Origin of the sequence: Rhodococcus sp. 05-2254-6 (genome assembly GCF_002258565.1) — a bacterium.
Lineage (GTDB): Bacteria > Actinomycetota > Actinomycetes > Mycobacteriales > Mycobacteriaceae > Rhodococcoides.
This window is the reverse complement of sequence record NZ_NOZF01000060.1, coordinates 18,626-41,018: the sequence shown is the minus strand read 5'-3', so window position 1 is coordinate 41,018 and position 22,393 is coordinate 18,626. Positions and strand designations below refer to the sequence as shown.

19 protein-coding genes are annotated in these 22,393 nt (G+C 61.8%); 7 read left to right on the top strand and 12 right to left on the bottom strand.

All coding sequences use genetic code 11. From position 1 onward, the window contains the following. Positions 1-52 precede the first annotated feature (52 nt). Entirely contained in the window at positions 53-1,255 is a 1,203-nt protein-coding gene (locus tag CH256_RS07620) for a hypothetical protein (RefSeq protein ID WP_256984008.1), read from the bottom strand. A 1,066-nt stretch (positions 1,256-2,321) separates the two neighbouring features. On the opposite strand from CH256_RS07620, the gene CH256_RS28955 reads away from it, so the two are divergent. Then, positions 2,322-2,819, top strand: a complete 498-nt coding sequence (locus CH256_RS28955) for a helix-turn-helix transcriptional regulator (RefSeq protein ID WP_080731984.1) — start codon at positions 2,322-2,324, stop codon at positions 2,817-2,819. A 173-nt stretch (positions 2,820-2,992) separates the two neighbouring features. Here CH256_RS28955 and CH256_RS07610 read toward each other — a convergent pair whose 3' ends face one another. Next, complete coding sequence (locus CH256_RS07610) at positions 2,993-4,027, bottom strand: GAF domain-containing protein (RefSeq protein ID WP_052057167.1); 1,035 nt, start codon at positions 4,025-4,027, stop codon at positions 2,993-2,995. Between the two features lie 41 nt (positions 4,028-4,068). After that, complete coding sequence (locus CH256_RS07605) at positions 4,069-5,454, bottom strand: cytochrome P450 (RefSeq protein ID WP_032370878.1); 1,386 nt, start codon at positions 5,452-5,454, stop codon at positions 4,069-4,071. A 211-nt stretch (positions 5,455-5,665) separates the two neighbouring features. Between CH256_RS07605 and CH256_RS27605 the strand changes: the two genes are divergently transcribed. Together CH256_RS27605 and CH256_RS07600 are read left to right on the top strand one after the other, a co-directional pair. Further along, entirely contained in the window at positions 5,666-5,878 is a 213-nt protein-coding gene (locus CH256_RS27605) for a hypothetical protein (RefSeq protein WP_032370879.1), read from the top strand. Positions 5,879-6,173: 295 nt separating this feature from the next. Beyond that, entirely contained in the window at positions 6,174-7,919 is a 1,746-nt protein-coding gene (locus CH256_RS07600; RefSeq protein WP_052057168.1) for a hypothetical protein, read from the top strand. Between the two features lie 208 nt (positions 7,920-8,127). On the opposite strand, the gene CH256_RS07595 is transcribed toward CH256_RS07600, so the two are convergent. The 5 genes from CH256_RS07595 to CH256_RS07575 all read right to left on the bottom strand — a co-directional run bounded on the left by CH256_RS07595 (position 8,128) and on the right by CH256_RS07575 (position 12,567). After that, the gene (locus CH256_RS07595) at positions 8,128-9,300 is read right to left on the bottom strand and encodes an ATP-binding protein (RefSeq protein WP_032370880.1); all 1,173 of its coding nucleotides are present in this window, start codon (positions 9,298-9,300) and stop codon (positions 8,128-8,130) included. A 366-nt stretch (positions 9,301-9,666) separates the two neighbouring features. Continuing rightward, entirely contained in the window at positions 9,667-10,644 is a 978-nt protein-coding gene (locus CH256_RS07590; RefSeq protein WP_032370881.1) for a hypothetical protein, read from the bottom strand. A 227-nt stretch (positions 10,645-10,871) separates the two neighbouring features. Then, complete coding sequence (locus CH256_RS07585) at positions 10,872-11,078, bottom strand: hypothetical protein (RefSeq protein WP_032370993.1); 207 nt, start codon at positions 11,076-11,078, stop codon at positions 10,872-10,874. 144 nt (positions 11,079-11,222) lie between these two features. Then, positions 11,223-11,759, bottom strand: a complete 537-nt coding sequence (locus CH256_RS07580; RefSeq protein WP_230591170.1) for a hypothetical protein — start codon at positions 11,757-11,759, stop codon at positions 11,223-11,225. Between the two features lie 190 nt (positions 11,760-11,949). Beyond that, positions 11,950-12,567, bottom strand: a complete 618-nt coding sequence (locus CH256_RS07575; protein WP_032370883.1) for an SMI1/KNR4 family protein — start codon at positions 12,565-12,567, stop codon at positions 11,950-11,952. Positions 12,568-12,972: 405 nt separating this feature from the next. Here CH256_RS07575 and CH256_RS07570 point away from each other — a divergent pair, with 405 nt between their 5' ends. The 4 genes from CH256_RS07570 to CH256_RS27600 all read left to right on the top strand — a co-directional run bounded on the left by CH256_RS07570 (position 12,973) and on the right by CH256_RS27600 (position 17,057). Continuing rightward, the gene (locus tag CH256_RS07570) at positions 12,973-13,833 is read left to right on the top strand and encodes a hypothetical protein (protein WP_143536294.1); all 861 of its coding nucleotides are present in this window, start codon (positions 12,973-12,975) and stop codon (positions 13,831-13,833) included. A 254-nt stretch (positions 13,834-14,087) separates the two neighbouring features. Further along, positions 14,088-14,831: a hypothetical protein gene (locus tag CH256_RS07565; RefSeq protein ID WP_032370884.1), complete on the top strand. Its 744-nt coding sequence runs from the start codon at positions 14,088-14,090 to the stop codon at positions 14,829-14,831. A 445-nt stretch (positions 14,832-15,276) separates the two neighbouring features. Beyond that, positions 15,277-16,326 (top strand): ComEC/Rec2 family competence protein, encoded by a 1,050-nt coding sequence (locus CH256_RS07560; RefSeq protein WP_032370885.1) that lies wholly within the window; start codon positions 15,277-15,279, stop codon positions 16,324-16,326. Positions 16,327-16,328: 2 nt separating this feature from the next. Then, on the top strand, positions 16,329-17,057 hold the full coding sequence (locus tag CH256_RS27600) for a hypothetical protein (RefSeq protein WP_094622983.1): 729 nt from the start codon (positions 16,329-16,331) through the stop codon (positions 17,055-17,057). 270 nt (positions 17,058-17,327) lie between these two features. On the opposite strand, the gene CH256_RS07555 is transcribed toward CH256_RS27600, so the two are convergent. From CH256_RS07555 to CH256_RS07540, 4 genes are all read right to left on the bottom strand, one after another. Beyond that, positions 17,328-18,503 carry a tyrosine-type recombinase/integrase gene (locus CH256_RS07555; RefSeq protein WP_032370886.1) on the bottom strand — a complete coding sequence of 392 codons (1,176 nt, stop codon included), beginning with the start codon at positions 18,501-18,503 and terminating at the stop codon, positions 17,328-17,330. A 320-nt stretch (positions 18,504-18,823) separates the two neighbouring features. Next, positions 18,824-19,477 (bottom strand): ParB/RepB/Spo0J family partition protein, encoded by a 654-nt coding sequence (locus tag CH256_RS07550; protein ID WP_329946442.1) that lies wholly within the window; start codon positions 19,475-19,477, stop codon positions 18,824-18,826. Between the two features lie 225 nt (positions 19,478-19,702). Then, entirely contained in the window at positions 19,703-20,392 is a 690-nt protein-coding gene (locus CH256_RS07545; RefSeq protein ID WP_032370995.1) for a ParA family protein, read from the bottom strand. 1,532 nt (positions 20,393-21,924) lie between these two features. After that, positions 21,925-22,392 (bottom strand): TniB family NTP-binding protein, encoded by a 468-nt coding sequence (locus CH256_RS07540; protein ID WP_230593005.1) that lies wholly within the window; start codon positions 22,390-22,392, stop codon positions 21,925-21,927. Between the last annotated feature and the right edge of the window lies 1 nt (position 22,393).

Sequence of the window (22,393 nt, the reverse complement as noted above, 5' to 3'; positions counted from 1 at the left end):
CGAACCTTCGGATACAGCCCGCCCACCGGTACGGTCGGGCTGTACCCGGAGATCAGATCGCGAGGTTCAGGCCTGCCAGGGCAGCGTTCGCCTGGTCGAGAACCGGTGCGACGGCGGTGTTCACCGCAGCGACGGTGTCAGCCACAGCGGGCTGCTCGAGCACCGTCGAGGTGAACTGCGCGGCCTGCTCGAAGGCCGGTTCGGTCCACACCGGGGCGTCGATGACGCTCTGAACGCTGGGGGCATCCAGTGCCAGCGGCGCGGCGGTGACCGGCGGGGCCGGGGGTGCCGGTACGGCCTCGGGTGCCGGGAGCGGGGCGGGCTCTTCGATGATCTGCTGCTCACCGCCGAGGACGGTGGCACCGAGAACGCCGCCGATCGCAGCGCCTGCACCGGTCAGACCGAGAACGATCGGTGCCGACAGGGCGGCACCCACGCCTGCCCCGGCCAGTGCGGCTGCGCCGGGGATGAAGACCCAGCCGACCGGTCCGCCCCAGACAATGGCTCCGGTGCCGGTAGTGGCTGCGACGCCGAGTCCGCCGCCGATCGCAGCGGCGGTACCGGTGATGACTGCGGCCGGGACGGCGGATGCGGCAAGGCCGGCCGCGCCACCGGCGACGACGCCGGTGATGGTGCCCGCAGCGATCCGGTCCGCGCGGGATGCGTCGGCGAATCCGTTGTCCACGAGCCAGTTTCCGCCGTCGGCCTGGATTGCGGCTCCGGTGTTGTTGAACTGCTCGACCAGGTTCGGATCGAGCAGGTTCGGGTCGTACGGCACGAGCTCGCCGCCGACGAGGACATAGCCCTCGGGTGCGTCGATCGGTGCGATGACCTTGCGCTGCACAGTCGGAACCGGCGGCGGGGACGGCGGGGCCGCTTGCACGGCAGGCGGTGCATCGGTCGGCGCGGCCTGCGGCGCGGGAGCCGGCTCGTAGTAGGTGTTCTGGTACGAGGACTGCTGATTACCGGACCTGTAGTCGTCGTAGCTACGCCACTGGGACTGCTGGACCTGAGGTGAGGCCTGGTAGCCGGGCAGGAACTGGCGTTCCTGGTTCGGGGCCGGCGGCGGCGCGACGGGAGTGGTGTCGGTGGTTCCGGACTGGGCGGTGTCGGGTGCGGTGACGAAGTCCTGCGGTGCTGCGTGTGCGGTCGCGGTGCCCCACGCGAGGGCGACGGCCACGGGAACGGCAGTGAGAACGAGAGCCCGGTCCCTGCGGCTGCGGTGACGCCCACCAATTCCTTGCTGAGGAGACATTGTGTGGCTGTGCCTTTCGTAAGCCGCTGTGATGCAGCGGTATTGGGTGATGTGTGACAGGAGTGGTTGATGGTGGAACCACCACCGTCCGCGCTGGGGAACGACCGAAAACGAGGGTCAGCCTTCGGGCGAACCCTCAGCGCGGACGGGTGATGCCTTGGGAGTGGATGCCAGCGGGCGTCCGTTGCACGCTGGCATCCACGAGCACTCAGCCCAGTAGGCCGAGCCAGAACCAGAGCTGCGAGAAGATCCAAGGCATCGGGCGTATTCCTTTCTGTTAGTAAGGAGTTGTGGAATGTGTTCGATGTCCCGGCGGGGTAGCGCAGTTCGGCACACGATGAGGTCGAAGCGTCACCATGCGACCCTCGCGCCGGTCCACCAATTGAGGGGCTACACGGGAGCCTCAGTGCAGTGAGTTCGCCGCGTAGACCCTCGCGACTGATCGCCTCTTCAGGCGTCAGTCGAGATTGGGGGTACTAGGCCACGTGGCTGAAGAGCGGAGACCGTGGGAGTGGTTCCAGGAACGTCGCATTGGCGTCAGTCCATTCACCAATCACCGCGCCCGTCTCTTCGCAGATCAGCCTGTGGTGGCTGTGGTGGGGCACGGCTGGGAGCGAACACACGGCCAGGCCCGCAACACGGTCGTTGACCGAGGGGCAGAGGGCGATGCCGGGATTGCAGGTGGAGCCCGGATGTAACGTTCGCGGTTGCGCGACAGATGTCATAGGTGTCTCCGATCCGATTGCGGTTCTGCTAGATCCGCTTAGGCTGGGAGAGCCCCTGCGGATACAAGTTGGGCCCGATATTGGGGCTTTGTTCTGTAGGTGGAGGGGACTCCGGATGCGTTTCGGGACGACCAATCACGGCGCATCTGGAGTCTGCTAATTCGAGTTACTCTGAGCCAGTCGGCTTCTCGCTTTCTTTGGCGCATCAGTGATGCGTAGACGCTGTGGTTGATGCGGTGTGCGTCTGTAAGCCGAATCTTGCTCTGCCGACGCCCCGGGGGTGAACCTCAGTTGCATCGTCTAAACAACTGTATCTATACACTAGCATCAAAACATGCTTTATGTGCTACCGAATTGGGACAAGTGGCATCGTGTCCTCTCGTGAGGTTCCATCGGTGAGGCGTCGGTTGCGTGGTTTCGCACCTGACAAGCTGCGGGCACGACGAATTGAACTCAAGCTGAGTGGTGCCGAGGTTGCGCGCGTTCTCGGAGTGGCTTTGACGACGTACTCACAATGGGAGCGAGGCCAGTCCCATCCCCGTATAGACACTCTTGCTCGATGCGCTAAGGAATTCGGGTGCGAGATCAGCGATTTCGTCTCAGTGCCGGAGGACGAGGAATACCTCGGTGATCTGCGAATATCCAGGGGGCTGACCCAGGGGATGCTCGCGAGCGAAATCGGCGTCAGTAGCCAGTACATCGGGGCGCTCGAGCGCGGGCAGAGCAAACTGAGCGCGCCGGCCGCCCGCCAGATAGCGGAAGCGTTGGGGTACCCGGCGCAACGGGTCAGCGAGGCATACGAGCGCGTGCGGAAGCGGCCACGGGGCGAACCGGCCTGAGTAGGGACCTGACTCTGGATCGACATTCTGGCTCCAAGACGCGTGCTTGTTAGCCACGTGAAATATGTTCCACGTGGTGCTCAAAGGCTGCGTCTGAGGGCCATGCGGCCGACAGGAAATCTTCAACTCTTCGGGAGAGCGGAAGGTGCCGAGGGCGAAGCTATCACGATCAGTTAGGGAGTGGGAACCTCGAGCACCTGCTCGGAAGGTTGTAGCGCGGGGAGCACCGCAAGGACCAGCCGGTCACCAAGCTGTCCAGGGTAGGGCCTTAGTTCGAGTCGGGTTTGCTGCCACTTCCAGCCGGTCGCGTCGCCGCCGTCGATTGCACGGACGCGTACATCAGCTGACACAGGTGACGTATCGTGAGTCCACTTTTCCAGAGCGTCTGACAGTGTCGCTCGGTCGTCGTCGTGCAACACGCCACAGCCGCTTGTGAGGTCACGCCATTTCACCCAGGTTGGAGCTTCCGGTAACCACATTGTCAAAATCCCGGTTCGGCCGTCGAATACAGCGATGCGTGTTCCACCGCTCTCGAGGCCGCTCGGCATTCCCAGCTCAGCCAATGTCGGTTTGTCGGGTTCCGTTGTGTCTGTCACGTCGTGCCATAGCAGCCTGAGGCCGACGTTGGGAGGGTCAGTTCTCCCCCTCCCCCAGCAATGCCAACGCATGATTCGGCCATCTGCGTGGAGAACGGACATCGGGCCCTCCCACTTCTGACCGTGTGTAGGAACCAACGCCTGGGCGAACAACTCCTCGGACCCATCGAATTTGACAGCCTTGGCGTTGTACTCAGCCGGGGTTCGTTCTGGTACGTGATCAGCAGCAGAGACGCCGGACATCGCGGAAGCCTCGACTGTCTGCTCGATGACGGTGCGTTCGAGTAGCCAGGCTATTCCGGAAACGATGCGCACAGGATCGGGTTCGACCTCCGGGTCCCCCACCCAGACCTGTATGCCGTGGGTTTCCCCTGACGGCCCCAGAACTGGTACTGCGCGTATGCGAGCTTCACGCCGACGGCCTTTGAAGAGCACATCTTGCTGGGCGCGAGAACTGCGCGTGAGTTCCAGAAAACCAGGTAGATCGAACTCAGGCCCAGGTGACAAGCGATCGATTTTGGTCCAATCTCGGACCTTCCCCCCAGTACTGATGACTGTCATCTGTCCCGGCACCAGAGTTTCCACCAGGTGCCAGCTGTTCACGGTGTCCACAGGTTCCCCCTCCTGATCGACTTAGACCGACGACGGTACAGTCACAGCCGCCGCGAAACAGAAAGTCTGACGCCGTGTGGCCTCATTGTCACTGCTTCGCGCACATCGAGCTGGTAACCGGGGTCTGCCCGAATCTCGTACCGACGAGCGATGGACGCCAACGCAAGCACCGCCTCGTGTAAGGCGAATTGGCGGCCGATACACGCTCGCAGACCAGTGCCCCAAGGCTTGTAGATGCGGCGGTTGGTGTCGCTGGCCTGGCCTGTGGCGAACCGGTCGGGGTTGAACTTGTCTGCCTCTGGCCCCCACTCCGGTGAGCGATGCAGCTGTGGAAGGAGAACAAACACCCAACCCTCCGGTACCTCGTACCCGCCCAGCGAAGTTGCTCCGCGCTCACGAGCCTTGCGGAAGTAGCCGGGTGCAGCGGGCCACAAGCGGAGAGTTTCGTCGACTACATGTCGTGTCCGTCGCAGCTTGGGTACATTCTCGAACTCGATGTCGGTGCCATCAGGAGCGACGGCGTCAACTTCGGCCCGTATCCGCTGCATCTCATCGGGCCGCGTGCTCAGGAAATGCAACGCAAAGGCGATGGTCGATGCTGTTGTCTCGTTCCCCGCGATCAAAAAAGTGATGATCTGATTGCGGATGTTCTCCAGGGCCAGTCTGTCGCCCGTATCGGGGTCTGGCGTGCTGAGCATATGTTCGAGCAGATCCGGAGATGTTTTGCTGGAGTCAGGCTGGGCCATTCGCTGTTCGATCAGGGAGTCGACAGTGTGGCGTATGAACTGGAGGTCCTCATCGTGCTGCCTCGTCGCCCTTCGTCCTAAGACAGAGCGGATGATCGGCACATCGTTCGATGACTTGTTCACATAGTGAAGGACGCGAGCGATGGCGTCCGCAAAGGGCACGGCCTGGCGAAACGAGCCAAAATCATGCGACAGGGCGCAACGCCCGATCACGTCGAAGGTCAGCTTTGAGCACTCGTCGTAGGCGTCTACCGGACCAGATCCGCTATCCCACGAGGTCAGAAGTTCGTTGACTGATTCCTGCATGGCTTCGTGGTAACCGCGCATGGCCCCTTTGCTGAACGCCGGCCCTAAAACAGCATGCGCGCTATGCCAGTTCGGCTCCGAGTTGAACGCGGTGAACAGACCGTCTTCGCCGATGGCGCGTAGCTTGCGATGTGGCAGGGCGAGAAATTTTGCCCAGTACTTCTCGTCGTTCACTTCCGCGACAAGCTCCGGTTCCGAGACGACCACGAGTCGGTGGCCGAAAATCTTGCGTTCGTAGATCCCCCCTAGCTCGGTGGCCATTGCCATCTCTTTCTGAACCGGCTTGGCAGTATCGAGGCCAACGATGTCTCCGGCAAACGGCAACCGGTAGCGCGGATGAGGCAGAGTCTTCGAGATGGTTTGGGCGATCTCCATGCCAGATAGTGTCCACCACGTCCACAGACTTTGGTCGACGGCCATTATGTGACGCAGCTGCGAGAGTGGACCGGCAGCGCGTGAAGACCGTTTGAATGACAGAGGTGTAATTCCTGGTGACTTCCTCGGCGTGTCTCAACGCTTCGAAAATGATTCTGGTTCAGGATAGACACCGGTTGGGACCGCGGAAGTAGACGAAGGAGGCCGTGCCATGCCGATGCCCAGTAAGGGTGACCGGACGTCACTGACTGTCCGACTGCCGTCGGAGCTGATTGACACGCTCAAGGCGCAGCGAAGCTCGGCTGGTGCGACATCTCTGAGTCAGTACGTCGCTGATCTGATCGCGATTGCCAGCGACCGCGAAGATCTTGCGCGCGAACTGAATCGCGCGCATGAACAGGGGGTACTGCCCTTGACTGCGTAGCCGTCTCGACCTGAATCGACATTCGGGTCTTAGTCCAACTAAATCTACGCAGCACCTTGAGATGACAAAAACCCCCGGCGTGCGGGCCGAGGGCTTCTGAAGTCAGAGAAGCGAGTGACTAGCTCGCAACTCGTTCTGTGTTGCTTTCCCCGAAGGGACTGTCTTGGCGGACATGTCTCAGGGTACATCGTGCCCTGAAGTAGGTACAAGATTGAATGCTCGTGTCGTCCACCCGGATGCGACTGCGGACCGGCTGTGGCATCGATTCGCACCAGCCATTGCTGCTCGCCGATCGATGCGTCTCTACGACCCGACGACACGTAAATACGTGTCCGCGGGGCCGCTGACGGTCAAACGGCCGGCACTGCCAGCAGCTGTACCGCTGTTCTCACGCGAGCGCGCCTGCATCGTTGCCCTGGACTTCGACACCAAACACCACGGCCACGCCTGCGTTGTCGCCGACGTGACGCGTCTGCTGGCCTGGTTGACCGAATGCGGTGGCCGCGCCGTCGTCGACCAATCGACCAGCGGCGGCCGACACGTACTGATACCGCTGGCACCGGGAAGAACAGTCACCGCCGGCGAGATCCGGCCACTGCTACGTCTTCTTGCAGCGAGACTTCCCACGTTGGACATCACACCGATGACCAACCACAAAACCGGGTGCATCACCGTGCCGGGCTCGCAGTGCAAAGAAGGTGGCTACCGCACCCTCGTCGACCTCGACCCGGCTACAGCGGCCGACATCCTGACCGTCGGGTCCGATGCCGGCACACTCCAACGCCTCGAAGCCCTGCTCGGAGGAACGGGCCGCACGGTCACCAGCCCGATCGACACCCACATCCGCGCCGAGACGTCCACTGAACGCGTCCTCGGCAGCAGCGATGACGCCCGGCTGCACCCACGTTTCTGCCGTTCCGCCCCGCCGCCTCGCTGCGTCCTCGACTTCGCCAGCACCGGCCGCATCGACACCCGCCGCTGGCCCTCACGCTCGGAAGCACGCCAATCCGTCATCACCCACGCAGTCCTCGCCGGAGCCAGCGCCACCGACATCCTCACCCGCGTCACCGAACCCGCGTGGGCGGGTGTGCGTGCCGCATACGCCCGCTACGCCGAACCCGAACGCGCCATCCGCCGCGACACTGCCCGCGCACTCGACTGGGCCGCATCGACACTCCCCGACCCAGTCCGGGATACCGGGCACAAGCAAAAGCACACAGGGGGTACCTACGACCCGGTACTTCGTTCATGGCTCACCCACGCTCAAACCTGGGTCGCCTCCGAGTTTCATCATCGCCGGGATCGCTGGACCACCCATGCAGTCGTTCAAGCACTGGCGTGGGCTGCCGCAGTGTCAGGGCAGATAGTGGAAGGCGTCCCCACTGTCGGTGTCGGTGGGCGGTCACTGTCCATCGCCGCCGGCATGCTCCCCGAATCGACGGTGTGGTCCGTTCTGGAGCGGCTGCGGGACATGGAAGGCTCACCGCTGTTGCTGATCGAACGCGGAGTCGGCCAGAACCCCGACCGGTACGCACTAGTGCCCACACATGCTGGACGAGCGGCGGTAGTCGACACCGCGGCAGGGCCAGCCGAGGTCGAATCGGTACACCCGGCGTGGAGTGTCATCGGCTGGCGTCACCGCATCCTCTACGACGCAGTCCTCGCCGCAGCAGAGCCCCAGACCCCGGACGAGTTGTTCACCGCCATCAGGATGGGACGCACCAGCGGATACGAGGCCCTGTTGGATCTGCGCGTGGCCGGGCTCCTCACAATCGAGAACACCCACATCGGTATCGGGCCCGTCGAACTCGACGACATCGGCCATCGTCACGGCCTCACCTCGGCCGTCCGTGCCCGCATCGTGCGCCACCGAGCCGAACGCATCGTCTGGCGAGAATGGCTTGCAGCCCGCGAGGAAGCACGCACCCCGCCGGAGCCCGATCGGTCGGTGTTCGCGGTCGCCGACGATCACCCGGCCGACTTACCCGACCACGACTACATCCTGGCCGTGATGAACACCGGCCCACCGGACCCGTTCTAACGCACCGTGTATCGGCCACGAGTCCAGGGTGATACCGAGCGCCGGCCTTGTTCGCGTTACTCGCCCTGGCCCTCCCCCCCAGCGCGGCTGGATGCTGCAACGCCGGACCGAACTGGACTCTTTGTGCAACGGCGCTGTGTGGATGCTGGGCTGCGTGAGCAATCGACGTGCTCGATGTCGATCCAGTCGACGTCCTTGGGTGTCGAGGTCAGATAATCGGTGCGTTGGGTTGGCGGCGGATGAAGTCCGCCATCCCGGGGACGGTGAACGCAACCAGGCCGCGGGCCGGCGACCAGATGAGTCCTTTGCGTATGCAGGAGTCACGGTGCGGTGCCATCGACTGCGGGTTCGATCCGAGGGCCTCGGCGAGGGCTGCCGTCCGCGGAGTATCGGTTCCGCTGCGTGCGATGGCCACCAGATAGCGTTTCTCGGCTTCGGTGGCCCGTAGCCACCGTGAGCTGTAGAAGCCGGAATCGAGCGAGGCGTGGCCGGTGTCGACGGCGTCCTCGGCGTCGGCGAGTGTGAACGGGGACTGCTGGGCTGCCTGCCAGAGCTCGTGACCGAACACCTGAAGGAAGTACGGGTATCCATCGCTCGCCGCGACGACGTAGTCGGTTGCCTCGGCGTCGATGTCCTGGTTCAGCCGGGTGATGGGGGTGACGATCGCATCGCGGGCCTGATCGTCGGCGAGAGGACCGATGGTCCTGTAGTCGAACTGGCGCTCGGCGTACGAGCGTGCGTCGGCCAATGCTTGCGCAAGGTTCGGCAGGCCGGCACCGCACACGAAGAACGGCCACTCGCGTTGGGCCGCGCGGTGCTGGGTAGCCAGGATCACCTGCAGGAGCGCCGGCTCGAGTTCCTGCATCTCGTCGATGAACAGCCCCAGCGCGGTGCCGTCCTTGCGGAGTTCTTCGGTGAGATCTTCGACGAGGTCCTCGAATTCGACCCCCAGGCTTGGTTTCTCGGCACCGGCGGAGCGGGCGAGCTCGACTCCGACACCGAACGCGGTGGCGGACATCGAGAATTCTTCGGTCAACTGCCGGATCTTGTCCGCCACCGGGCCGGCGAACTGACGACGGCGTACAGCGCGAGAGATATCTTTGGCGATACGCCTCCGCAGGGCCTCGGCACCTTCCACACTGGTCTGAGCTTCGACCTCGACCACCACCCAGTTGTGGCGGCGAGCCTGGTCCGCCATGGTCGCCAACAGCGTGGTCTTCCCTACCCCTCGAAGCCCCTGCAGCATCAACCCACGGTCGTAGCGGCGTTGTTTCGCGCGTGTGATCAACAGGTCGAAGCGTTCGAGCTCGGCGGTACGCCCGACGAGTTCGGGGGGTCGGGTGCCGGACCCGGGTGTGAAGGGGTTCAGTCCGTACTCCATGCATTCAGACTATCGGATTGTATGTATCTGTATAGCATTCAGTCTTATATAGTTGGATACATTCCGATAGATCATCGGCTGGGTGCAGATCTGGCGGACTACGTCGACAAGCAGCACCTGCTGCAGGAGCAAATACGGTGACAACCTTGCGGTGTCGATGTCGGCCGATGCGTGAACAGTGGATACGCACCGTCAAGAGATGTTGACGTGCGCGGCGGGTGTCGAGCCCACTCCATAGGCGTAGACGCCATCTGTTGCGGTTGTCTGGGTCCAGGTGCAGCGGCAACGTTGCGGTATCCGATCTTTGTGCTCGACGAGTTGGACGATGACCAAGGTGTCGGTGTGCCGGGTCGTGAGCGTGCCGCATCAGATGCTGTCGCCGCTGGTGGATGAGTCGAGGAGTTGCAGGGTGCGTTGTAAGAGGCGCTCGATGCGGTCCTCGACGTCGTCGACCATGTCCGGTACATCGGCCAACGCCGTGTGGGCGCGTCGACGTGCCTCGACACCCGAGCGGTAGTACCCGGAGTCGAGCTCGACAGACACTGGCTCAGGCGCGGCGATCGGGAAACTCCGATCGGTACCACCGTCGGTGGGTCTGATGATGGGGCGACGTGGGGTGTGCAGTGGAGAGGCACCGGTGCGGTGCCTGGCGATCACCGCTCCGACCTCAGCGGCGGTCATCGCCGTGACCGGCAAGGGTAGGTGGCCCCACCGGTCGATCGGCACCGCGACCGGACCGCTGCGATGCGGCAATTCGGTCATGTCGGGAAAAGTGTTGCGTTGCAGATGTTCTGCTAGCAGCGTCGTCGAGGGATAGTGTTCGGAAAACTGTAGGACTGTGTGCCACCGATCCCATATCGTGGCCGGCTCGACATTGCTGGCGTCGTGGGGGGCGATGCGGATTCGGTGGCGGCCGCCGATCCACACAGTGTCACCGTCGGTGGTGATGTCGGTGCGATCGAGTTCGGCAATGGCTTTGTAAGACAGGCCTGCTCCGGCGAGAACGAGAAGAACGGCGTCACGGCGACCGAACAGTGCGGCCGTCGATCCGGAGGTCGGTAGTCCGGCCGCGATGATCTGGTCCTGCTCGGCACGCCGGATCGTTCGCTCGCTACGTGCCGAGTCCAGTGCGATCCGGATCGACGTCACTCGGCCGGGAGCGGGCTGGCCGGCATCGCGGTGAGCGCGGTTGATCGCGGACACCCGACGCAACTGAACCGCATCGCCGGCAGGATTCTCATCGAGGAACTGCGCCAGCGTGATCGGCGACGCAGGTAGGGCCTTGACGTCGGCCGCAGCGCACCAGTCGGCGAACAGTGACCACTGATAGCGGTAACCGCTCACCGTGCTGCCCCGTTCGGTGTCACAGGTGCGACGGTACCGGGCTGAAGGCCGACCGATCAGGGACGCCGCCGAGGGTCGCCCGCCGCGAACGTGGCACGCATGCGCGTCGACGGCATCGCTGTCGACGGTCGATGGTGCAGGTACGCCACAGGCTCGATGTCGGCTTGCGATGAAGCCACAGGACGTAGCCAGTCTTGTGGCTTCATCGTGTGTGCCGTACTCGAGTCTTACTCGGCGAGCTTGGCGATCGACTGCGCCCAGAGGAAGTACTTGTTGCGTCCGAGATCGCCGATGGTCTTGATGTTGAACGCGGCCTTGAGATGCTCGGCATCGCCAGGGCTGACGCCCTGAAGTGCTTCGGCGGGTGCGCCGACGAGCTCGGTGAGTGGCTTGTCTTCGTATGCTTTGTCGAGCTTGTCAGCGATTCCAGCCATGGAGGTGCCTCCTTGCGTCTCGGATAGCGCTGCCTGTTCGATACCGCCACCCGAATGTACGGAGACGTCCACTAGAAACCGTTGCGCTGCAGGCACTGCGCCGTACCGGCGAGCGCGTCGAACGCGTCCTTTGGACCGTGGCCTTCAGAATCCGTAGAACGGTGGGTACGTGGTGGGATCGTCCGGCGTCGCATCAATCCGTGCGGTGCGAAGAAGATCTGCGATAGCGGACTCGCCGGCACCGATGGTGGCGAAGTGGGGGTCGACGTCGTTGGCGATGCACCACGCACGATCGGCCGGCCACACAAACGCAGGTATCGGCAGCTCACCAGAGTCGTCTCGGGCGTCCTTCCACGTCGACACGTCCTCCGCAGTACCTCGGAAGAGGTAGCAGGGCCGCTCCGGGATCGAGACTGTCGCGGCCTGCATGTGGTCGAGGTTTTCGTAGCCCTCCCAGATCAGGAAATAGCACTCGTCCGGAGTTGTGGTGAACCGGGCGAGGGTGGAGACAGCGATTCCGAGCTGGGCGATCTCGGGCGGTCCGTCGTTGGCGAAGTCGGTGTCCATTTCGCGCTGACCGTCGTAAGTCGGATCCGGGATGAATCTTAACCGTGCGTAACGCTCGTACCCCGACGGGCCGCGGGTGACCAGATCCCACCAGTCGCGTCTCTGATCGATCAACCATCGAGCGGGTGAGCCGTCACGACACGGAGTAATCGTCACTTGGACGCCGCCGTCTGCCGACTACGCGCCTGCCCGCACGACACCGGCGGGCGTGAACCGCAACACCGGGTGTTTCGGAGGGTGGCCGCTCCAATGCAGGCCGTCGCTGCCCGTACCGCTATCTCGGCGCTCTCGCCCTGCAGCAACGTCATTCGACGATGTCCCAGTCCAGCACCCCGTTGTCGACCGCTGCTGTGTACCAGCCGACCGATATCTGATCGGTCACGGCCAACCTGACGTCGCGAACAAATGCTTCCAAAGACGGCCAGGTTGGCACACCCAGGTGCCCGCCGTCGTCTGATCGGTACGACACACTCCCCCGCATCTCTCCCGAACGGGTGTCGCAATACATCAAATTCGAATCCCAAGCCGCGATAGGGACGTACCCCGGTAGGAACAGGTGATCTTCCGCCTCGGTGCCCGCCTCGACCAGGTTGTCGACGATCTCGGCGTACGTCCCGTCGAACATATCTGGTTCTGTTGCAACGACATCCGCCATGACTTCGACCATGTCGCGATGCCGCTGAGGTATCTCCACGACCTGCAGCAGACGTCCGGCCGGAACGACGAGTCCCGCGCCGCCGACCTCCTTCTGACCGTCGTGAAGGCCGAAGAACTCGCGAAGCTCGTCCGGCCACGGAACCGTCGCTGCCTCGGCCCGTTTCACCGCACTCGTCGACGCGCATGGCCTGAGCGTTCGCGCCGTCACCGGTGCCACATCCCGCAGCGCAGTCACGAGGAGGTTCCACTCATGAGTCAACGACATTGCCCGACCCTACTGCGTAGAGGAATCTTACGATTATCGCAACGCAGATCGCTTCGCGACAGTTTTCCGCACCGTCACCGTGATTACCTCGTCGGGCGTCGGGACGAAACGTCGACAACTGTTGAGTAATTCTGTTTGTCGACCATTCTTCGACTTGGTGTTACCGTCGTTTCATGACGATCCAGCAGAAAGGCGCATGAGCGCCCGCACCCCACCCGGGCGCTCCTCGAAGCACCTGACCAGATGGAGTCGAGCATCCAGATGTGACGACCCATGACAGCAGCGCCGCACCTTCCCATTGTCCCCGCCGACAGTGCAGCTGAAATCGTTGTGCTGCAACGGTTTGTGAATTCCAGAATCCGGTCCGGCTCGTTGTCGCCCAGTCATAACCCGCACCCGGCCGAGGTGCCGAGCATCGAACTCGAAGATGTCACCGTCCGCGTGGGTGCGACGGTCAGAGATCCGACGTTCATGGGCACCTTCGACAGGACCGCCGGTGTGCGGTGGATACAGGTGAACCTTTACGCGGTGTCCAACGCGCCCTCCGGCACCGGGGCGACGGCGCATCGGCCGGCCACGGACCTACCATATCCGGAGCAGATCGTCTGGTTGCGTACAGTTCTGGGCGATCTCGCCGACTATGCGTACAAGGTCGTCACGGACAGAGGGCTTCTCCGCCCCGGACCGGCCATGTTCACGGTACTCGTGGACCGCCACGGTCACGGCCAGCTCGCACCGAGCGACTTCGACTGGGCTATGGCCGGCGGCAGTAGCCGACGGATCTACCCCGAGAAAGTTGTACCGGAAGACCCGGCGTTGCTCAAGTATCTTCGCCTCCACGGTGACACAGTCGACGCGGATTCGATACTGCACCCACAGATAGTTCCCCCACCGGTGTGGGCGCAACAGTTCCTGTCCGAGATGACGGCGACGATCGCAGACCACATCGGTCGTCTCGACGAGGGCCGGTTGTTCACGTTCCACAAGGTGGCGCTGCACAGTATGGATCGGGTCATCGTGCGATACACCTGGCACCTGCTCGACGGTGGCAGGGAGTACGGGTACGACATCGACCTGAACGGGCTGCGCGCGCACCGGCTGCGCGATCTGGATGATCCCCGAGCGTTCAGTGCAGGCCGATCGATCGGCGGCATACCGTTCGGCCAACCCGTCTTTCACTCCCCTCGCTTCGTCGATGGAGTCATATGGATCGACATCGGCACACCATCGAGGTCGCCGACCGACGGTGCAGGAGAGTCCGCATGACCGACCGGTCAGACCTCATCATCGCGGGAAAACTCAACGCCCACTTGGGCTTTTGGATCGGCCCTCACCGCGCATGGGCCCGGGCGTCAGTGCAGCGCGAGCCGTTCCACGACGTCCACGTTGGTTCTAGCTTGCCAGTTAAAGGTTCCAGTGTCCTCGACCCACAATCGACCGTGGTCACGGTACGAGCCGGTAGTCGTCCGGGGTTGGAAGAGTACGGGTCATTCCCATCGGATGCGCAGCCGTGTTTAGTGATGGTGCAAGTCAAAGGCTTCGCTGCGGGATCCGACCCGGACGACCTTCGCCGGCCTCGACGCCCGGTCGCGGCAGAGGAGGCCGCGGGGTGGATGCGTGCGGTCATCGGCGACGACTGGGCCGACTATGCGTACGTACTCGTGCACGACACAACAGTGACCACCTCCATGGCCTGGCACCTTTTCGTCGTCTTCGTGGACTGTGCAACAAGGGAACCGTCACTCGCACCGAATGATCTGGACTGGAACCGTCTGCCGCGCAGTAGGTACGGAACGTTCGCCAAGGCGGAACCGGACCCACGCAATGTGGTGCTCGTTGACACTCTTGCGACCACCGGACCGTACGCCGACACCGCGGGTCTGACACCCAAGATGTACGCCCCTTACGGAACATGGGATGACGTCGCTCTCGACTCATCGGCGGCGACGAGGGAATGCTTGCCGGCTTTTACCGCACTGGCCGACCGTCTGGTCGTACGCCGCCGAGTACACGAGCGGTTCAGGCCGGTCTCGGTCACCCTGGTCGGGACCGACATCACCGTGACTTATCGCCATCCCATCGATGCGACGACGGATCGAACGGTCAGCATCGTGGCACCGACGATGACTGATATCGAACGCAGACAAACGGATACACGTCACGGGCTCAGCGGTGATGGCGGAAGCTACGTGAAGACCATGAGCGGGTGGGCGAACGGAGTCACAGGAAACTGGCGCGAGTCGATCGCATACGGACCTATGTGATCAGAGCACCGGAGAACCACCTGGGACAGAGGGCGACCAGCCGAACCCGGACGTGCAGCCACCTGTTCCCAGTGATGAACTTGCAAAGCAAGCTACAAGAACATCGAGCGGACGCTCGGTCCCGCTGAACCTTCCTGATGACGCAGATACCGCACCGTCAAGAGATGTTGACGGCGCGTACCCCATTGTCTGGCCGTAAGCATGCAGGCGCGGCATAAAACACACTGATGGGATTACAACCTGTTGTGTCACACGCAGATGTCGGACACCAGGTGTAGCGTCTACTGGGAACAAACCGAAAGCCCCGAAACGGGCACACCAGAGGTAGCGGCTTCGGAGCTATTGGCTGAACTTGGACGGTTCACAGCCAACGTAACTCCGTGGGACCAGCGCGTCAACATGGGCGTGTGCTTCGCTGCCTCGCGCATCTGAGAGGCACCCACACATGTATGAGTTGGATTTCTTGCCTGTTGAAGCTGAAGATGGCAATGGCACGAAGAGTGGCGACGCGATCACGGGCAGATTTTGGCTGGCTGATGGGACTTCGCGGGTCATAGTCGTCGATGCCGGTTACTCCGCGATCGGAGAAAACGTCGTCGATCACGTTCAAACCTACTACGATACCGATCGGATCGACCTCCTCGTCTCGACCCATCCAGACGCAGACCACCTTAATGGACTGGTTTTCGTACTTGAGAACCTCAGCGTCGGAGAGCTACTTATCCATAGACCGCGGGAACATTTTGTTAGTGGGGACGCGGAATTATTCTCCAACATCGAGAGGGTCGATGCTGTCATTGCGCTTGCGGAATCGCAGGGAGTTACTGTCACCGAGCCGTTTCGCGGATTAACCCGATGGGGTGGCCAATTCAGAGTTCTCGGTCCGACGCTGGACTATTACCGGTCGCTGATTCAGCAGTACATCTTGGACGAGAGATCTGGTGTGGCTGCGACTGCTCGCGCAAAGAAGAGTCTGACCGCTGCCTTCTCCAAGGCCACGGACTTGCTGTCGAGGGCTTTGCCGTTCCTGCCACCCGAAACCCTTGAAGAAGATCCGGTTACCAGTCACCGCAATAACACCTCTACTGTGCTTTTGTTATCCGACAACGAGAAGAGGGTGATCCTCACGGGTGACGCAGGTGTGCCCGCCCTGTCGTTGGCTGCAGATGAGTACGAGCGAGTGATAGGTGAGTTCGCAACTGCGCCGGTCGACCTGTTCCAGGTCCCGCATCACGGGAGTCGGCATAACCTGTCTCCGTCTTTGCTCGATCGGGTGATCGGTCCGATTGGCGCAACGGTCGAGGTTGTCGCCGTGGTCAGTTCTGCTAAGGCCAGCACCAAGCACCCGAACCCGAAGGTAACGAATGCACTCCTTAGGCGTAGTGCTCATGTTGTGGCAACAGAAGGCCACATCGTTTGCAGTCAGAACAATGTAAATCGAGCGGGGTGGACACCGATTCCGAGTCTGGGACCGCTAGTCGAAGATTCGGAATAGACGTGGAATTGCCAAAGATGATGGATACATTTGATTTTCGCGCTTACGGTCTCCCGAGCCTGATCGTGAGCAGTCCGGTGGTCGCGCTCCTACAGGTCATTGCGTCCGAACTCGGTGCTGCTGCGCAGTGGTGGCAGGTCGTGCCAGTGCCTCTATGGTTGGCGGTGTGCACATTGTCTGTGCATCTTGGTCACAATCCGGGGAAGAACCTTGAACCGACGCTGTGGGCGAGCTGGGGTGGGCCACCCACAACGTCGCTTCTTCGATGGGTGAACGCAGAAAATCCCGAGCGGGTGGCCGACCTGCACCGCACACTAGCCCTGTTAATTGGCACGCTCCGTTTGCCCTCCGAGTCAGAGGAACGTGCAGATCCCCGACGCGCCGATCAAATCTATGAGACTGCGGTCGGCCGAATAATTGCGTTAACCCGGGACGCAGGAAAATACCCGTTACTAAAGAACACTTTAGTTTGGTACTGCTTCCGACGCAGCTTACTTGGTCTACGCCCGAAAGGAATCATCATTGGGGTCGTGGCAACACTTGCTTGCGCCATTCTGGGGGTCTTGGCTGCCTGCTCAGTTGTGGATATGGGCATAGCCGGCCCGTTCGTAGCTGCTGGAATCGGCTGTGTTCAAGTGTTGGTGCTCGCTGGTTTTGCATCGGAGGATTCCGTTCGAGCTGCAGCCGACAGGTATGCGCAGGAACTCGTCAAGCTCACGTACGCCCTATAGTTAGACGAGATTCTCGCGTCAGACCGACGGCATCGATGATCGTCCCGCACTGTCGCAAGACGGCCTCAACGGCGACCGATCGTGATCTTGCAAGTCGGGTTGCTGGGTACTCCTGGTGACCTTTGACGTTCAACCTGCGATCCCGAACATTGATCGTGTTTTTCTATCATCACCAGCTCTGTAGGTCTGCGGTGTTCCTATGGCAGCGCTGGTCAGGACTATGGACGAGTCTCCCGCGTTGTTGCGATCTTCCGAAGTCGTAGCTCACCGTCAGAGCCCGATATTGGTGACGGCATTACCGACGAGGGGCGCATGTTCACGGCGGTACACCTCGACGGAGTCAAGGCTGGCGTGGCCGGTCTGCCGGGCGATGGCGGATCCATCGGCACCGTTGCGGGTGCCTTGAGTGACGAAGCCGGCGCGGAGCGAATGCCCGCCCAGCTTCGCGAGTGCGGTCGGGTCGAAGCCGGCGTGGTCGGCTCGGCGGCGGATGGTCTGGTGGATCGCGGCTCCGGACAGCGGCGTGCTGCCAAGATTGCCGTTCTTCGCGACGGACCGGAGCAACGGTGCGCGGGCGGCGGTGCGCGGCACTCCCCCACGACATACGTGAGCGTCGAACGGTTCTCGCTTTCGGAGTAGGCGGATCACGGACGGACGGCCACCGGCGTCGAACGCAGCCACGACCTGCACCCAGCGAACGTAGGCGCACGGTGGGCAAGTCTCGTGGGAGTCTGTGTACGGCAGGGCCTTCACCGCTCCCCTGCCCTCTTGGTCGGTCTTCGACTTCCGCAGCCGCACATGCAATCCGTCGTGCCGGTGCACGGTGATGTCGCCGCACACGAGGTCGGAGAGTTCGCTGCGCCGGAATGCGCCGGCGAACCCGAGGAGCAGAATTGCGGAGTCGCGACGTTCGAGGACCTCGTCGGCCCAGCCTCGGCATCGGTCCCGTGCCGTTTCGACGAGGAGTTTGATGTCCTCGACCAGCAACGGGTTTCGTGGGGTGCGGGGTCGGTCGCCCGCCGCGGCATACTCGCGCCGGATGCCGGACAGTGTCGCGGTGACGAGTTCGTGGGCTGATGGCGACAGATGGCCGGTGGTGCGGTGGTGGTGGTTGATAGCGGCGATCCAGGTGCCGAACGTAGCGACGGCGTAAGCCCGCTCCCCTGTTTCGTTTCGGGTGTCGGCTGCGTCGACGAGGTAGGCGGCGACGGTGATCGGGTGTGCAGGGAGCGTCACGTGACCATTCGTCTCGCACCAACTGGTGAAGCGTCTCCACGCGGCGGCGTAGGTCTTGCGGGTTCCCTCGGACCGGGAGGAGTGCACGGCAGTCGCGATCCGCTTCGCGACGGCGGGTGGGATCTCGGGCTCGACCGCGACCGACCTGCCCGCGTCGGAAGTGCCGGCACCGGTGGTCACGGCAGGTGTTCGGCCTGGTCGGAAGTCCATATCGGCAGCCTAGCGTAGGTCACCGACACGCCTGCAGCGCAAAGCTATGCTGAGCTGGCGTTTCGCTTTAGACGGTGCGGAAAATGCAATTTACGTTGGTCTAATCTGAATAAGTAAGGGTGAGTAGGAAGCTCTATCTGCAAGAGTGCCATTGGCGACCGATCAGAGCTGGCGAAGTGGTGGGTCGCGCTTCTGACACAGACCGGCTACCTGGGCTTAAGCCTCCGCTCCACTTCCCCACTGGTCCGAATCGGAGGCTCAGCAGCAAGGCCTCGGCGGATGTGCTTTCCGCCGAGGCCTTCTTGGTTGGATGAGCTGTGTCAGATGCCTCGAAGCGTCTTCACCAGCTCACGTATGTCCTCCTCGTTGAGCGCTTCCCTGATCGCGACTGCCACAGAGTGGGGATCGCTTTTCAGCTTCATCAGCGCCCGGATTGCGGCGCTGCGTGATGCGATCTGCTTGTCAGCATCGGAGGGTCGGCGTGGTTTCTTCTCGTTTGCTTTCGGCGATGGTGGGTTCTGCTGGCGTGAAGACCACTCAGCGACCTGCTCCGCAGACGGAATCTGCGCCAGCGCCCGAGCGTCTCGGATCGCGAGATCGCCTGAACGTAGTTTCTCCCGCAACTCAGGCTCTAGCTTGAGCAATGCGCGCCGCTGCGAGATCCAGCCTTCTGATCGCCCCAATTTTTGAGCGGCCTTGGTGGCGCTTCCGAGTTCAGTAACAAGAAGGTTGACAGCTTCTGCCTCTTCGACAACGTCGAAGTCTTGCCGGTCCAGGTTTTCGACTATTGATGCCCACAGGATGGCCTCTTTGGATGTTGCAAGGCTGTCCTGAACGACCACATCCATTCCCTTGCGGCCATACTTCTCGCTCGCAGCAAGCCTTCGGCAGCCGTTGACCACAACCCAACGTGCGGAACCGATTCTGGCGACGTCCTCTGGCCAAAGTTCGAGCCACCGTGCGCTCGTAACCACTGTCCCAGGTTGAAGCTGCCGCTCCGCGATTGTAGCCAGATCGGCGAGATCCCCGACCGCTGAGCGCGGATTCCGAGGGTTGGCCACTAGTTCGGACAGAGGCACATCTGGTCTAAATTGGCCATCCACAGGGATGGATGCATCCACGGGCGACTTGTCCCCCACTGAACCAACCAGACTAGAAAAATCGACCCGACCGCCCCGGGACTTCTGTGATGTTGCCATTTACTTACCTACTTCCAGCTCAAGGCACAAGCGTTGGAAGTCCTCACGTGCCTGCAGCGATGCCCGATTTGGCGGGTACTCGGTAACCACTTGCCCCTGAGCTGCGGCTCGACTGTGCACCTTGTAGTGCCGAACAACGGTGTTGGCGAGTGGCCAACCTTGCGCTTGGACGAATGCTTCGGTCTGTTCCAGGTCGACTCGGCCGTCTCTTGGATCCCAGTTGTTGATGACGACAATGAATGGGATTCCCTTCGGCTCAAGCACTTTGGAGATTGTGCGGGCCGTCGGGTCGAAGCTGAGTGGCTCCGGGACGATCGGGACGATCGCGAGATCGGTCACCGAAAGTACAGTGTCGAGCGCTTGTCCTGAAGTGCCGTTATCTACAGCCCCAGGACGATCGCCGATCCAGCCCGGCGTATCGACGTAAACGTGTTTGATTCCATCCAGGTTTGGCAGATGGCGGAGCATTTCCGGGTCGTCGATCTGAGTGACCCGGAAGGGAAGGTCCTGCACTCTTTCGGCCCACCACACTGCCGAGCCCTGAGGGTCGATCGAAGCTGCCAGTACTGGCGATTCGCTCTGCTTGGCTCCGGAGCGAGTCAAGACGTCATTCTTGACTGCCGCCAGGTTCATCGTGAGGGTACTCTTCCCCACTCCGCCCTTTTGGCTGATTATTACGTGTACGGGCATTGAGCCCACCTTCCGTTTGCTTCACCGCGGTGCGGCTACTTCGGTGTGGTGTTCTGGCGATGATCTTTACCGCGGTAAAGATCCGCGAGAACGCGCAGCGCTGGAGTTGCTTGCGCCCTCGAAATGTACATCACTATGCCTCCAGAGTGTTCGGTTGTAGCTTCGACTCGCCGGGTCATGTCTGTGATCCGATGGCAGACTCCCCCGCTGGACCTCGGCGCTCACTGGCTCGTCCACGCGCTGTGGTACTTACCGGCTAAATCTTTACCGCGGTAGACGTCAAATCAGTGAAGGTGGGCAGTGCTTAAGTCCGCCTGTCGCACCATCAACTACTGGTATTCAGACTTCTGACCCGAGGGTGTGGGAGCTACACCGTTGCAGATTCGTGCGAGGACTGTGTCATTGAAGCAGCGAGCAGGGCTGCGGACGGCAGCCGTCCCCAACGTTGGCTGGTTCGCTGGTCGACAGCAGTTAGTCGGGAGGCTTGCTAGGTATGGTGATACACGAAGTGCCGGCACCACGCCCGTCGGATGTCTTTAAGGCCCGCTGAGGCGCGTCGTACTAAGATTTCTGGGCGCGACCTGGCGTTGGTTCTGCAACAGTCGTTGCACTTCGAAGTACGCGCTAGTTGCTTGCTGTTGCAGTGCACTGCAATCATGCGCGACCAGGCTCTTCTGATGCAATCGGCCGGCCGATATCGTAGTGAGGGTGCAACAGTTTTCGTTAGGGTTTTCGGGCAGGCCCAGTTTGGTCGTTTCGCCCAATTCCGGCGGACTGTCAAGGCGCTAGGTCCTGAGCCTTGGCGTTGTCGCGTCTTTACCGCGGTAAAGGCTGATCTCTCACCGCAAGGTGATGATTCAGTAAATGCGAGTGGGTGGTGGGGTGATGTGGGCTCCAGTGAGGCCTTGAGTTTCATTTCTTGTCGGCAGTTAGTTTCAGCCATCTCGTAGGACCTTGGTTTGGCCGGCAACGCCTTGCGGCGGATTTACGTAGGGTGAATCGCGATAGTTCGCGCCGAAGTAAGACCGGGGGGCAGGATGTCGCACCCCACCCAATTTCGTCACTGTGACGAAAAGTGTCGCACCCACAAGCGTCGGGATCTGGCCGATTTGCAGTCGAAGTTCCGGGTTCTTTGGCGGTGCGCATTCGAAGGCCGGCCGAAGGTGGCGGCGGGCCTTTGATAGACAATATTCAATCGAATCCGCTTTAACGAGGCTGGCGTGTGCTGGGGAACTTCCTGTTGAGTGCATTTGCTTGAGTTAAATCGTGGATGCGCTTGATGCGCTGGGGGACCGGGGCCTGCAGAGCCTGGAGTCCGGGTGACCCGTTCCATATCTTGGCGACCTTTACCGCGGTAAAGATTGAATTTGACCTTGGAGTGGTACAGAGCTGCACCCTTGCGTCGAGCTCTCTTCGTGTTGCCGTTCGAGCGCGCCCTTCGAGGCAGGCTTCAGTGCTATGCCTCGCTCAGGCCGAGTGCGACGCTGGCAAGGCTGCATCCTGACATCGATGGAGCGAACATAATCGCGCTCCTATGGGATTGGGGCAACAGGTGAGTCGAATCGTGGGCTGGCACCAATGGTCCAGGCTCTGTGTCCTCTAAGGAGAAGCGCTTCGTAGGAGGGAACGGATGAAGGTGTGTCAGGGTCTGGACGAACGAACATCTTCACGCCGGTGGCGCGGAGCAGCATCAATGCTTGCTGTTCGAGTTCGTGGACCCGATTGCGGGGCCTGGTCGGTGTTCCCAACGCTGTGAGCAGTGCGAGGTAGAACCGGCCGGGTGACGGGTCCGGGGGCATCTGCATGCACAACACCGGTATCTGCTCGCGGTCGGACAAGCTGATCGGCGGATGAGTGCGCCGGAACTTTTCGATGATCATCGACTTGTCGTTGTTCGTCGGACCGAGCAACAGTAGGTTCGGCATACGCTGTCGGTCCGGCCACGACAGCAACGTCTCCAGATGGTCGATGACCGTAGCGATCACCTCATCGGTGCTCACG

What these genes read in the sequence shown, in the direction of transcription:
- CH256_RS07605 (WP_032370878.1), bottom strand. Translation starts at nt 5,454, where the DNA reads ATGGAGATCGCCCAAACCATCTCGAAGACTCTGCCTCATCCGCGCTAC.
- CH256_RS07620 (WP_256984008.1), bottom strand. Translation starts at nt 1,255, where the DNA reads ATGTCTCCTCAGCAAGGAATTGGTGGGCGTCACCGCAGCCGCAGGGAC.
- CH256_RS07560 (WP_032370885.1), top strand. Translation starts at nt 15,277, where the DNA reads ATGTATGAGTTGGATTTCTTGCCTGTTGAAGCTGAAGATGGCAATGGC.
- CH256_RS07565 (WP_032370884.1), top strand. Translation starts at nt 14,088, where the DNA reads ATGGTGCAAGTCAAAGGCTTCGCTGCGGGATCCGACCCGGACGACCTT.
- CH256_RS07595 (WP_032370880.1), bottom strand. Translation starts at nt 9,300, where the DNA reads ATGGAGTACGGACTGAACCCCTTCACACCCGGGTCCGGCACCCGACCC.
- CH256_RS07545 (WP_032370995.1), bottom strand. Translation starts at nt 20,392, where the DNA reads ATGCCCGTACACGTAATAATCAGCCAAAAGGGCGGAGTGGGGAAGAGT.
- CH256_RS27605 (WP_032370879.1), top strand. Translation starts at nt 5,666, where the DNA reads ATGCCGATGCCCAGTAAGGGTGACCGGACGTCACTGACTGTCCGACTG.
- CH256_RS28955 (WP_080731984.1), top strand. Translation starts at nt 2,322, where the DNA reads ATGTGCTACCGAATTGGGACAAGTGGCATCGTGTCCTCTCGTGAGGTT.
- CH256_RS07575 (WP_032370883.1), bottom strand. Translation starts at nt 12,567, where the DNA reads ATGTCGTTGACTCATGAGTGGAACCTCCTCGTGACTGCGCTGCGGGAT.
- CH256_RS07600 (WP_052057168.1), top strand. Translation starts at nt 6,174, where the DNA reads ATGCGTCTCTACGACCCGACGACACGTAAATACGTGTCCGCGGGGCCG.
- CH256_RS07585 (WP_032370993.1), bottom strand. Translation starts at nt 11,078, where the DNA reads ATGGCTGGAATCGCTGACAAGCTCGACAAAGCATACGAAGACAAGCCA.
- CH256_RS07555 (WP_032370886.1), bottom strand. Translation starts at nt 18,503, where the DNA reads ATGGACTTCCGACCAGGCCGAACACCTGCCGTGACCACCGGTGCCGGC.